12 protein-coding genes are annotated in these 12,579 nt (G+C 71.4%); all 12 read left to right on the top strand.

Annotation, left to right across the window (positions count from 1 at the left end):
* Positions 1–74: 74 nt before the first annotated feature.
* Entirely contained in the window at positions 75–2,096 is a 2,022-nt protein-coding gene (locus tag ACFYR3_RS36770) for a beta-galactosidase (RefSeq protein WP_389286325.1), read from the top strand.
* 465 nt (positions 2,097–2,561) lie between these two features.
* Positions 2,562–4,121, top strand: coding sequence for an arabinogalactan endo-1,4-beta-galactosidase (locus ACFYR3_RS36765; protein ID WP_356782284.1), 1,560 nt, complete (start codon positions 2,562–2,564; stop codon positions 4,119–4,121).
* Between the two features lie 144 nt (positions 4,122–4,265).
* Positions 4,266–4,553 carry a helix-turn-helix domain-containing protein gene (locus ACFYR3_RS36760; protein WP_355839255.1) on the top strand — a complete coding sequence of 96 codons (288 nt, stop codon included), beginning with the start codon at positions 4,266–4,268 and terminating at the stop codon, positions 4,551–4,553.
* Positions 4,554–4,557: 4 nt separating this feature from the next.
* Positions 4,558–5,538, top strand: coding sequence for an SMP-30/gluconolactonase/LRE family protein (locus tag ACFYR3_RS36755; protein WP_355839257.1), 981 nt, complete (start codon positions 4,558–4,560; stop codon positions 5,536–5,538).
* Positions 5,539–5,741: 203 nt separating this feature from the next.
* Positions 5,742–6,218: a fluoride efflux transporter CrcB gene (gene crcB / locus ACFYR3_RS36750; protein ID WP_355839259.1), complete on the top strand. Its 477-nt coding sequence runs from the start codon at positions 5,742–5,744 to the stop codon at positions 6,216–6,218.
* A complete protein-coding gene (locus tag ACFYR3_RS36745; RefSeq protein ID WP_356782208.1) occupies positions 6,215–6,628 on the top strand; it encodes a DUF190 domain-containing protein in 414 nt (137 codons plus the stop codon). Before crcB (ACFYR3_RS36750) ends, ACFYR3_RS36745 begins: the two co-directional genes overlap by 4 nt.
* Positions 6,625–6,999 carry a fluoride efflux transporter CrcB gene (gene crcB / locus ACFYR3_RS36740; RefSeq protein WP_355839263.1) on the top strand — a complete coding sequence of 125 codons (375 nt, stop codon included), beginning with the start codon at positions 6,625–6,627 and terminating at the stop codon, positions 6,997–6,999. Before ACFYR3_RS36745 ends, crcB (ACFYR3_RS36740) begins: the two co-directional genes overlap by 4 nt.
* A gap of 83 nt (positions 7,000–7,082) precedes the next feature.
* Positions 7,083–7,919: an undecaprenyl-diphosphate phosphatase gene (locus ACFYR3_RS36735; protein WP_261706428.1), complete on the top strand. Its 837-nt coding sequence runs from the start codon at positions 7,083–7,085 to the stop codon at positions 7,917–7,919.
* A 202-nt stretch (positions 7,920–8,121) separates the two neighbouring features.
* Entirely contained in the window at positions 8,122–8,799 is a 678-nt protein-coding gene (locus ACFYR3_RS36730; protein ID WP_355839333.1) for a FadR/GntR family transcriptional regulator, read from the top strand.
* On the top strand, positions 8,796–9,818 hold the full coding sequence (locus ACFYR3_RS36725; RefSeq protein WP_389286321.1) for an asparaginase: 1,023 nt from the start codon (positions 8,796–8,798) through the stop codon (positions 9,816–9,818). Before ACFYR3_RS36730 ends, ACFYR3_RS36725 begins: the two co-directional genes overlap by 4 nt.
* Positions 9,819–10,032: 214 nt before the next feature.
* Positions 10,033–10,983 carry a glutaminase gene (locus tag ACFYR3_RS36720; protein ID WP_355839267.1) on the top strand — a complete coding sequence of 317 codons (951 nt, stop codon included), beginning with the start codon at positions 10,033–10,035 and terminating at the stop codon, positions 10,981–10,983.
* Positions 10,984–11,141: 158 nt separating this feature from the next.
* Positions 11,142–12,548, top strand: coding sequence for a polyprenol phosphomannose-dependent alpha 1,6 mannosyltransferase MptB (gene mptB / locus ACFYR3_RS36715; RefSeq protein WP_355839269.1), 1,407 nt, complete (start codon positions 11,142–11,144; stop codon positions 12,546–12,548).
* The last annotated feature ends 31 nt before the right edge of the window (positions 12,549–12,579 follow it).

The following is a 12,579-nucleotide window of genomic DNA, read 5'->3' as shown; positions in this document are numbered from 1 at the left end:
GCGGTTATGTTGGACTCACGCCGCTGGCGCTGTGTGTGCACGTTCCCAAATGATCGATTACATGGGAGAGATCCATGCCGGAGACCAACCCCAAGGGCCTCACCGGGCTCGCCTTCGGTGGGGACTACAACCCCGAGCAATGGCCGGAAAGCGTCTGGTCCGAGGACGTCCGGCTGATGCGCGAGGCGGGCGTCACGATGGTGAGCGTCGGGATCTTCTCCTGGGCGCTCCTCGAACCGGGTCCGGGCACCTTCGAGTTCGGCTGGCTCGACCGCCTGCTCGACCTGCTGCACGAGAACGGCATACGTGCGGACCTGGGCACCCCGACCGTCGCACCGCCCGCCTGGTTCTACCGCGAACACCCCGAGGCGCTTCCCGTGGCCGCCGACGGCACCCGCTACGCCTTCGGATCACGCGGCGCCATCTGCCACAGCAACTCCGACTACCGCGCGGCAGCCGCCGCCATCACGACCCGGCTCGCGACCCGGTACGCGGACCACCCCGCACTCGCCCTGTGGCACGTCCACAACGAGTACGGCGTCCCCGTCTCGGCCTGCTACTGCGACTCCTGCGCCACGCACTTCCGCCGGTGGCTGACCGGCACCTACGGCACCGTCGACGAGCTCAACGAGGCCTGGGGGACCGCCTTCTGGGGCCAGCGCTACGCCGGCTTCGACCAGGTCGACCCGCCGCGCGTGACCCCGACCGTCGGCAATCCGGCGCAGGCGCTGGACTACAAGCGGTTCGCCGACGCGACCATGCGCGAGAACTTCGTGGCCGAACGCGACATCCTGCACCGCCTCGCGCCGGGCATCCCGGTCACCACCAACTTCATGACGGCCCTCAGCCAGTGCGACTCGATCGACTACTGGGCCTGGGGTCGCGAGGTCGACCTGGTCACCAACGACCACTACCTGATGACCGACGGCCGCCGCACCCATGTGAACCTCGCGATGGCCGCCGACCTCACCCGCTCGGTCGCGGGCGGCGCACCCTGGCTGCTCCTCGAACACTCCACCTCGGGCGTCAACTGGCAGCCCCGCAACCCCGCCAAGGCGCCCGGCCAGATGGCCCGCAACTCCCTCTCGCATGTGGCCCGCGGCTCCGAGGGTGCCCTGTTCTTCCAGTGGCGGCAGTCCCGGCGCGGCGCCGAGAAGTTCCACTCGTCGATGCTGCCGCACGCCGGCACCGACTCACGGGTGTGGCGCGAGGTCGTCGAACTCGGCGCGTCCGTCGACTCGTTGGCCTCGGTCAAGGGCACCCGCACGGTCGCCGACGTGGCCGTGCTGTGGGACTGGCAGTCCTGGTGGGCCCAGAACCTCCAGTGGCGCCCCAGTGAGGACCACGACGCACGCGAGCGGGCCGACGCCTTCTACGAAGCCCTCTACGACCGTCATCTCACGGTCGACTTCGCCTACCCGGAAGCCGACTTGTCGGCCTATCCCCTTGTCGTCGTACCCGCCCTCTATCTGATGACCGAGGCCGCGGGGAACAACCTCAGGGAGTACGTCGACAACGGCGGCACCCTGCTGGTCTCGTACTTCTCCGGCATCGTCGACGAGCACGACGCCGTGCACGAGGGCCCCCACCCCGGCGCCCTGCGGGACGTACTCGGCCTGACCGTCGAGGAGTTCTCCCCGCTGCTCCAGGGCGAACTGGTCCGGATCACCGGGCCCGACGGCTCCGAACTCACCGGCGACGTGTGGACCGAGTTCGTGGTTCCGCGCGGCGCCGAGACCGTCTGGACGTACGCCGACGGGCTGACCGCCGGCCATCCGGCGGTCACCCGGTACCAGAGCGGCGCCGGCTCGGCCTGGTACGTGTCGACGCGCCTCGCGGCCGAGGGTCTGGACGCCCTGATCGGCTGGGTGGCCGACGACGCGCGCTTCGCGCCGCGCGCCGATCTGCCCCGTGATGTCGAAGTGGTGCGCCGTACCGGGGAGTCGGGCACCTATGTCTTCGCCGTCAACCACACCGCGTCGGACGCCAAGGTACCGCTGGACGCGCACGGCACCGAGCTCCTGACCGGCGAACGCGCCGCGGGCCGCCTCGCGGTCCCGGCGGGCACCGTCCGAGTCGTACGCCTCGACCGCTGAACGGGCACGGGCCGCGCGGGTCGTCCGACACACGCGGCCCGAACAGCCAACCGGCCTCCGGTGAACGGAACTTGCCCGCGCCCCGGCCCCGCCGGCCGGCCGGGGGATGACCCGGGTGACCGCACCACATATGGCCGGGCCCGCGGATCCGGCCGAACCGCACAGGCCGCCGGGTCCGCCGATCCGGGCGAACCGCATACGCCGCCGGGTCCGCCGATCCGTTCGGGTCGCTTGCACCGGCGCCGACTCCGAATCTTCCGGGTCGCGCACCCCGGTGACCGCTTCACCCGCCGGGGTCGCGCACCCCGTCGGAGCCGCTCCAACAGCCGTCCGAGTCAAGGGACTCGGCGGCGAGCCGACTCCCCTCCGCTCGCGTGAGCCATGAAGCCGCGGGCGGAGGGGTTCGCCCCCGGATCCACCGGAGGGCACTCTCTCCCCACCACGTCGAAGGGACGACGGACAATGATGTTCCATCCCAGACGCACGCTCAGGGCCTTGCTGCTGCCGCTCGCGGCCGGGCTCGCCCTCACCGCCCTCCCCGCGCAGACCGCGCAGGCGGCGAGCACCTTGACCAACGCCGGATTCGAGGCCGACGGGGCCGGCGCCGCCGTGCCCAGCGGCTGGTCGGAGTCCGGCAGTACCGGCGCCTCGTACGTCGAGGCCGGTGGCCACGGCGGGAGTTACCGTCTCAGCCACTACTCCGCCTCGGCGTACAAGGTGGAGACCTACCAGTACCTCTCCGGGCTGACCAACGGGAACTACAAACTCACCGCGTGGGTGCGCTCGGGCGGCGGACAGAACTCCGCCTACCTCGCGCTGAAGAACTGCGGCGGCACCGAGCAGCGCACCGATCTGCCGGTCTCCGCGAGCGGGTGGATCCACCTGGTCGTGCCCGTCGCCGTGACGGGCAACCAGTGCACGATCAGCGTCTACTCCGACGCCAACGCCGGAAACTGGATCAACGTCGACGACCTGACCTTCACCTCCGGCACCACCGGACTGTCCGTCAAGGGCTCCGACATCTCCTCCCTCGCCAAGAGCGAGGCCTACGGCGGGGTCTACAAGACCAGTTCCGGCACCACCGGCGACGCGCTCGCCATCCTCAAGTCCGCCGGGATGAACTACGCGCGCCTCAAGGTGTGGGTGAACCCGGCCGACGGCTACAACAACAAGGCCCGTGTCCTCGCGATGGCCAAGCGCATCAAGGCGCAGGGCATGAAACTCCTCGTCGACTTCCACTACTCGGACACCTGGGCCGACCCCGGCACCCAGACCAAGCCGGCAGCCTGGGCCGGACATTCGTACAGCCAGCTGAAAACGGACGTCTACAACCACACGTACGACGTCCTCAACGCCCTGAAGGCGCAGGGCACCACGGCCGACATGGTGCAGATCGGCAACGAGATCAACGGCGGCATGCTCTGGTCCGAGGGCTCCACGGACAACTTCGCGCAGCTCGCCGGACTGCTCAACTCCGGCTACGACGCCGCCAAGGCGGTCAGCTCCTCCACCGTCGTGGCCCTGCACCTCGCCAAGGGCGGCGATCTCACCGGCACCCGCTGGTGGTTCGACACCGCCCTCGCCAACGGCGTGAAGTTCGACGCCATCGGCCTGTCCTACTACGGCTATTGGCACGGTTCGCTCTACGACTTCCAGACCACCCTCGACGACGCGGCCGCACGCTACAGCAAGCCGGTCTTCGTCGCCGAGACGGCCTACCCCTTCCGTCTGGACAGCGACGACGCGCTCACCAACCAGATCGACACGACAGCCGAACTGGTCTCCGGCTACGCGGCCACGACCACCGGGCAGTCCAACTGGCTGCGGGACGTCATGAACATCGTGGAGGCCGTGCCGAACGGCCGCGGTCTCGGCGTCTTCTACTGGGAGGCCACCTGGACGGCGGTCACCGGCAACGGCTGGGATCCGACCGACGCGACCTCCGGCAACGGATGGGAGAACCAGGCCCTGTTCGGCTTCGACGACAAGGCCCTTCCGGCCATGTCCCTGTTCAGTCACCGCTGAGCGCGGAGGGGCCCGGCCGCCGGTGCGGCCGGGCCCCGTGTCCTTCCGGAACCGTTGGGCTCCGGCCAGGGTCGTGGAAGGCCGTGCGTGCCACCCCGGGCTGCGGGACAGTAGCGGGAGACCGCCGCGACGGAGGGGGACGAGATGCTGAAGGGGCCCGTCAACGGGCAACGACTGGACATCCTGGAGTGGTTGCGGAACCCCGCGGCGCACTTCCCGCCGCAGCGCCGCGGCGACCTCGTCGAGGACGGCGTCAGCCCCGAGGCCCTCGCCGTCAAACTCGGTGTGAGCCGGGCCGTGGCGCGCACCCACCTCGACCTCCTCACCGGCGTCGGACTGCTGCGCGCCAAGAAGGTGGGGCGGCGGATCTACTACCGCCGCGACGAGTACCGTATCGCCGAGGTCACCCACTTCTTCGAGAAGGGCTGGTAGACGCGTGGGACAACGGTCCGCGACGCTGGGACCCACCGCACTCGTACCCTGGCGCGTCGTGCCGCTCGGCGGCCGCGGCCCCGAGGACGTGGTGGCCGACTCCCGGGGCGGGGTGCTGACCGGTCTGGAGGACGGCCGCATCGTACGCGTCGACGGGCTCGGCGACCCCGACCGCACCGGCGTCCGGGTCGTCGCCGAGACGGGCGGCAGACCACTGGGCCTCGAACTTCTCCCGGACAACGCCCTGTTGGTGTGCGACGCCGAGCGAGGACTGCTGCGGATCGGGCTCGACGACGGGGTCGTCCACGTCCTCGCCGACCGGGTCGCCGGTGTCCCGCTGCGTTTCTGCAGCAACGTGGTCGCCCTCTCGGACGGCACGGTGTACTTCACCGTCTCCAGCCGGAGTTACCCCCTCAAGCAGTGGATCGGCGATCTCGTCGAACACACCGGATCAGGCTGCCTGCTGCGCCTCGCGCCGGGGGAGACGGAACCCGAAGTGCTCCTGGAGGGGCTGCAGTTCGCGAACGGCCTCGCCGCCTCGGCCGACGAGTCGTTCATCGTCGTCGCGGAGACCGGCGCGTGGCGTCTCGTCCGCTACTGGCTCACCGGGCCGCGGGCCGGCCACACCGAAACCTTCGTCGACGACCTCCCGGGCCAGCCGGACAACCTCTGGCGCGCTCCCGAAGGTCCGATCTGGGTGGCACTGGCGGGACCCCGCGTCGGCGCCCTGGAATTCCTGCACGGCCGCGGCCCGGCCGTTCGGCGCACCGCGGCCCGGCTCGCCGTGCGCGCTCCCTTCCGTCCGCCGGGCACCACGGGCGTCCTCGCGGTCGACGACACGGGCGCTGTCGTGCATCACCTGGAAAGCCGCCGTGCGCGGTTCCGCATGGTCACCAGCGCCTGTGAGGCCGACGGCCGGCTGATCCTCGGAAGCATCTGGGAGCGGGGCCTCGCGGTCTGTGATCTGCCCGGCGCCTCCGACTGAGCCGCCGCGCGAGGCCTTTCCAGGGGCGGGCCGGGTGTGCGCGGCCCGCACCCCCGGCGTTACCCTGTTCACCGGCCGCGATCTTGCATCGCGGCGCGGCGGTGGGGCCCGCCGTACCCGAACCGCGGCACGGATGCCGCCAACGGTCCCTGCTTGCGATGCCGTGTGCCCGTACCGGCCCGGCGAGTAGGAGCACCACACACATGACAGTCCCGCATCCCGAGCGCGTCGGCGAATCCGGCACGCCCGTGCGCGCGCCCGCGCGCGGGGCTTCACCCTGGCGCGGCCAGGGCCCGGTCGTCGCGGTGGTCGCCCTCGGCGGGGCCGTCGGCGCCACGGCCCGCTACGGAGCGGCGCGGCTGTGGCCCACACCGGACGGCGCGTTCCCGTGGACCACGTTCACGATCAATGTCGTGGGCTGCTTCGTGATCGGCGTCTTCATGGTGCTGATCACCGACGCATGGACGGCACACCGCCTGTTGCGCCCCTTCTTCGGCACCGGAGTCCTCGGCGGCTTCACCACCTTCTCGACGTACGCCGTCGACATCCGGAAACTGGTCGGCACGGGCCACCCGGGCACCGGGCTCGGCTATCTCGCCGCGACCCTGTTCGCGGCGCTCGCGGCAGTGTGGCTCGCGGTGACGGCGACCCGCCGCGCCCTGGCATGGAGGCGGCGATGACACGACTGACGGGCAGCGCCCTGCGGGTGACGATCTTCATCGGCGAGAACGACACCTGGCACCACAAGCCGCTCTACGCGGAGATCGTGCACCGCGCCCACGCGGCGGGCCTCGCGGGTGCCAGCGTCTTCCGGGGCATCGAGGGTTTCGGCGCCTCCTCCCTCATCCACACCTCGCGGCTGCTCTCGCTGAGCGAGGACCTTCCGGTGGCCGTGATCGTCGTGGACACCGAGGAGCGCGTCCGGGCCTTCCTGCCGCAGCTCGACGAACTCGTCACCGAGGGCCTGGTGATCCTCGACGACTGCGAGGTCGTCCGGCACGTGGGACGGGACGGCACTCCTGAGGGCTCCTCCGACGCCACCGGCGCCGGCCGCGGCGACCTGCCTGGAGAGGGTGAGAAGTCGTTGTGAACTGGCTGCTGGTGATCGTCGGTGCCGCGGTCGGCGCACCCCTGCGGTATCTGACCGACCGGGCGGTACAGCTGAGGCACGATACGGTCTTCCCCTGGGGCACCCTCGTCGTGAACGTGACAGGGTGCCTGGTTCTCGGTCTGCTGACCGGCGCCGCCTCGGCCGGTCAGGTGTCCGAACACCTGCAACTGCTGATCGGGACCGGTCTGTGCGGGGCGCTGACCACGTACTCGACGTTCTCGTACGAGACCCTGCGGCTGACCGAGACCGGTGCGGGGTTCTACGCTGCCGCCAACGTGATCGTGAGCGTGACGTCGGGCCTCGGCGCGGCGTTCGCCGGGGTCTCGATTGCGCAAGCTTTGTGGACGTAGGTGACAGGCGTCCGCGCGCATAGGTAACACTGTCTCCTGCACTGTCTACAGCACTGTCGACCAACTCCTCAGAACTGGATCCCATGAGCGTCATCAACGTCGGTCAGGCCGTCGTCCTCGGAGTCGTCGAGGGGGTGACCGAATTCCTTCCCGTCTCCTCGACCGGCCACCTCAAGATCACCGAGGGACTGATGAACATCCCCGTCGACGACGACGCCGTCGTCGGCTTCTCCGCGGTCATCCAGGTCGGCGCGATCGCCGCCGTGCTCGTGTACTTCTTCAAGGACATCGTGCGGATCGTCTCCGCCTGGGGACGCGGGCTGCGCAACAAGGACGAGCGGCACAACCACGACTACAAGTTCGCCTGGTGGGTCATCTACGCGACGATCCCGATCGTGGCCGTGGGTCTCGCGGCCAAGCCGCTCATCGAGGGTCCGCTGGCCTCCCTGTGGGTGGTCGCGGGCTCGTTGATCGCGGGCAGTGCCGTGATGTGGGCGGCCGACCAGATGGGCCGCCACAAGCGCGGTGAGGACGACGTCTCCTTCAAGGACGCGATGCTGGTCGGCAGCTCCCAGATCCTCGCCCTGCTCTTCCCCGGCTTCTCGCGCTCCGGCGCCACCATGTCGACGGGCCTCATCCTCGACCTGGACCGCGTCGCCGCCACCCGGCTCTCCTTCTTCCTCGGCATCCCGGCCCTCACCGGCGCGGGCCTGTACGAGCTGAAGGACGCCCTGGGCACCGGAGTGGGCGCCGCTCCGCTGATCGTCGGCACCGTCGTGTCGTTCGTCGTCGCCTACGCCTCGATCGCCTGGCTGCTGAAGTTCGTCGCCAAGCACTCCTTCAACGCTTTCGTGATCTACCGCATCATCATCGGCGTGCTGCTCTTCGGGCTGCTGGGCGCGGGCATCATCGACAGCTGACACCGCCCGGGGGCCGGTGCGTACCGGCCCCGGGACTTGAATACGCCGCTCACAGGGGGCGCGAAGCCGGTTTCCAGGCGTCGCGCCCCCTGTGTCGTTCCCCGCACCCCCCTTGACATCTCCTCCGGCCATCCGGAGGATCGCCTCCGTGAACCTGTCAGACAGCCAGACAGGTGGGGAGATGCCGCGGCGCGTCAGCGCCATGGAAGCGGTGCTCACCCACCTCCGCGACGCCATCGAGCGAGGCGACCACGCCGTCGGCGACAAGCTCCCCTCCGAGGCCGAGCTCTGCCGCCGTCTGGAGGTCAGCCGCCCGGTGCTGCGCGAGGCGCTGCGGGCCCTCCAGGTGATGGGCCTGACCGTCTCCCGCACCGGCAAGGGCACCTTCGTGGTCGCCGACGCGGTCCAGGACCCGACCTTCGGCGACTACGCGGCCGGTGACCTGCTCGAAGTACGGCGCCATGTCGAGATCCCGGTCGCCGGCTACGCGGCCGTGCGCCGCACCCCGGAGAACCTCGACCACCTCGCCCATCTGCTCGCCCGGATGGAGCGGGAGACCGACACCACGGCGTGGGTCGCCATGGACACGATCTTCCACATCGCCATCGCCGAGGCCTCCCAGAACCCGGTCTTCCGCCGCGTCATCGAGGAGATCCGGGACGCTCTGGCCCGTCAGTCGGCCTTCCTGAACGACCTCGGCGGCCGCCGCGAACAGTCGAACCGGGAACACCGGGCGATCGTCGAAGCACTCGTCGACGGCAGCGAACAGGACGCGGTCGAGGCCATGGCCCATCACCTCGAACGGGTGGACACCGCCCTCACCTCCATCGTGCGCCCCGAGCGCACGGACACCCCCACGAAAGGCGGACCCGACGCGTGAACCCGACCCTGACGTACGCCCGTCCGCTCGCCGCGGCCCCCGTGATCCGCGAACCCCTGCACGCGCCCGTCGCCCACCTCGTACGCGGCGGCGTGATCGAGGGCATCCACTACGGCTCGGTCGTCGTCCTCGGCGCCGACGGCGGCGTGGAACTCCGCATCGGCGACATCGAGGCGGCCTTCTACCCGCGCTCGGCACTCAAGCCCGTACAGGCCGTGGCGATGCTGCGCGCCGGGCTCCCGCTGGACGGCGAACTGCTCGCGCTCACCGCGGCCAGCCACTCCGGCGAGGAACGGCATCTCGCCGGCACCCGGCGCATCCTGGAGACGGCCGGGCTGTCCGAGGAGCGGCTGCGCAACATCCCCGACCTGCCCTTCGACCCGGTCGTCCGGGACACCTGGATACGCGACGGCCGGCTGCCCTCCCGGCTCGCCCAGAACTGCTCAGGCAAACACGCGGCCATGCTGTACACCGCCCACCTCAACGACTGGTCGCTCGACGACTACCTCGACCCGGCCCACCCGCTCCAGCGGGCGATCGCCGCCACCGTCGAGGACCTCACCGGACAGGCCGTCGCCCAGGTCACCGTCGACGGCTGCGGCGCGCCCCTGTTCGCCGTCTCGCTGCACGGCCTGGCCCGCGCCGCCGTCCGGATCGCCACCGCCGCGCCGGGCACCCCCGAGGCCCGGGTGGCCGACGCGATGCGCGACCACGCCGAGATGGCCTCCGGGTCCGGACGTGACGTCGCCGCTCTGATGCGGGCCGTGCCCGGGCTGCTCGCCAAGGACGGTTTCGAGGGCGTTCAGGTCGCGGCGCTGCCCGACGGCCGCGCCGTCGCCGTGAAGATCGCCGACGGCGCCGACCGGGCACGTGTCCCGGTCGCCGCCGCGGCCCTGGCGCGGGCCGGGGTTGACCCGGCCGCCCTCGCCGAGTTCGCGGGCGGGCCCCTCCTCGGCGGCGGCGCGGTGGTCGGCAGCGTCCGGCCCGTCAGCGCCCTCGACCGGCCCGCGTACGCCTGACGCACTGCGGAAGCCCTCGCGACCGGCCGCGGTGACGCCCGACTTGCGCTGGAGAGCGGTCAGTTGGTGCCCGAGCGACTCGACGGTCCGCAGTCGGCGGATCCAAGGACGGCGGCGGCCACGAAACCCAGGGCCAGGACGAGGGCCGGACGCAGCGGGCAAGCTCCCGAGGACCGTCCGAATCGATGAGCCGCGGGGCCGGGCGGGCGGCACAATGGCGATCATGCCCGCGAATTCGTCGTATCCGTCCTCCCTGACCTTCCAACCGGTCCTGGAGCGCATCGCCACCGAGATCGCGCAGACGCCGGGACGCGGGCGGCCCGCCGACTACATCCCGGCGCTGGCCGCCTGCGATCCACGCCGCTTCGGCATGGCCGTCGCGGAACTCGACGGCACGGTGTACGGCGTGGGGGACTGGCGGCAGCCGTTCTCCACCCAGTCCATCACCAAGGTCTTCACGCTCGCCCTCGACCTGGCCCGCGAGGGCGACGCACTGTGGGAGCACGTCGGGCGGGAGCCCTCCGGCAACCCGTTCAACTCCCTGGTCCAGCTGGAATACGAGAACGGCATCCCGCGCAACCCGTTCATCAACGCGGGAGCCCTCGTCGTCACGGACCGTTTGCAGACCCGGACCGGTGACGCGGCCGGGACCCTGCTGGAGTTCCTGCGGGCCGAGAGCGGCAACGCGCAGCTCGCCTTCGACAAGGGCATCGCCGCCTCCGAGACCGCGAACGGCGACCGCAACGCGGCACTCGGCCACTTCATGGCGTCGTACGGCAACATCGACAACCCGGTACCGGTCCTGCTCGACCAGTACTTCCTCCAGTGCTCGATCGCCGCGTCCTGCGCCGACCTCGCCCTCGCCACCGGATTCCTGGCCCGGCACGGCATCCGTGCCGACGGCAGTCGGCTGCTCGCCCAGAGCCAGGCCAAACAGATCAACGCGATCATGCTGACGTGCGGCACGTACGATGCCGCCGGCGACTTCGCCTACCGGGTCGGGCTTCCGGGCAAGAGCGGGGTGGGCGGCGGCATCATCGCCGTGGTGCCGGGCCGCTGCACCCTGTGCGTGTGGAGCCCGGGTCTCGACGAACGCGGCAACTCGGTGGCGGGCGTGGCCGCCCTGGACCGCTTCACGACCCTGACCGGAGTGTCGGTGTTCTAGGTTCTCCGCCCGGACCGTGCCGGTAGTGCGGCCCTGACGGCCGACCCGGCACCCCGGATTTCGTGTCACCACACGGCGGTCACGCGCCGGACCCCGTCAGGAGAGCGCCGCGTCGCCTTCCGGCCACCCGGCGTTGACACGCTTGCGGAGTGTTGGCCATGGCTTTCCCCGTCGATCTCCGCCGCTGCCAGGCTCTGGGCCTGGCCGGTACCGCCTTCCTCGCGCTGGGCGGCGAGACCGCGGGGGCCCTGCCCGCCCGCGACCTCCTCGCCCCCGAGTCGGGGCGGGCCGTACTGGGCCTGGTCGGGGTGTACTTCGGCGTCGTTCTGCTGATAGCCGCGTGGGCGCTGCTGGGTACCGTCGTACGCGGGCCCGAACCGCCCACTCCGCGTTCCCTGCTGCTCGTTCTGGCCACGTGGGCGACGCCGCTGCTGCTCGCACCGCCGCTGTTCAGCCGGGACGTCTACAGCTATCTCGCGCAGGGCGCCATGGTCGACGCCCACATAGACGTGTACGCGTACGGACCCGCGCAGCTCGGCGGCCCGCTCGCCGACGAGGTGGCGCCCGTGTGGCAGCAGACGACGACGCCGTACGGCCCGGTCTTCCTCGCCGTCGCCCGCGGCCTGTCGGCGCTGACCCGCGGGGAGATACCGGCCGGACTCTTCGGCATGCGCATGGTCGCCCTGCTCGGCGTCGCCCTGATGGCGGCGGCCCTGCCCCGCCTCGCCCGGCACAGCGGCGCCGATCCGGCCGCCGCACTGTGGCTGGGCGCGCTCAACCCCCTGGTGCTGCTGCACCTGGTGGCCGGTGCGCACAACGACGCCATCATGCTCGGTCTGCTCGGTGTCGGCCTGGTGGCCGCGCGCGGCCGGTGGCCCGTCGTGGGCATCGTCCTGGTCACCCTCGCCGCACTCGTCAAGGCGCCCGCCGCGCTCGGCCTGGTGGCGGTGATCGCGCTGCGCGGGCGCGGGCAGGGGCGCCGGGGGATCGCGCGGGCCACGGTGACGACCGTGGTGGTCGCGGTCGCGACGACGGTCGCCGCGACGGCGGTGGCCGGTACGGGCTACGGCTGGATAGCCGCCCTGAAGACCCCTGTCTCGCCGCACAACTGGTCACCCACCAGCGTCCTCGGGCGCGCCACCGGCGCCCTGCTCCAGAAGCTCGGCAGCGGACTCGCGCCGCTCGCGATGCCCGCCTGGCACGCGGCCGGACTCCTGGCGACGCTGGGCCTGCTGCTCTTCATATGGCTGCGGCTGCGCCCGCACCCGGTCTACGCCCTCGGCCTGAGCCTGGCCGCGGTGGCGGTGTTCGGTCCGGCCATCCGCCCCTGGTACGCGCTGTGGGGCCTGTTCCTCATCGCTGCGGCGGCCCCCACCGGTTCCGTGCGGAGCCGGGTCGCCGCCGCCAGCGCCGTGCTCGCGCTCGCGGTGCTGCCGAGCGGTTCGCCGGCGGACGCCGGACAGGTGATCCTCGCCGTCTCCGGGGGCGTGCTCGCCCTCGTCGTGCTCTGGCAGGCCCACCAGGCGGCGCAGCCACCGGCACCGGGACTGGAGCGGACGGCATGACGGGAGACATGAAGCGCGGGACGGGCCCGAG

Source organism: Streptomyces sp. NPDC005784, assembly GCF_042871525.1.
Lineage (GTDB): Bacteria > Actinomycetota > Actinomycetes > Streptomycetales > Streptomycetaceae > Streptomyces.
Note: the sequence above shows the minus strand (reverse complement) of the source record. Positions and strands in the feature narration are given on the sequence as shown.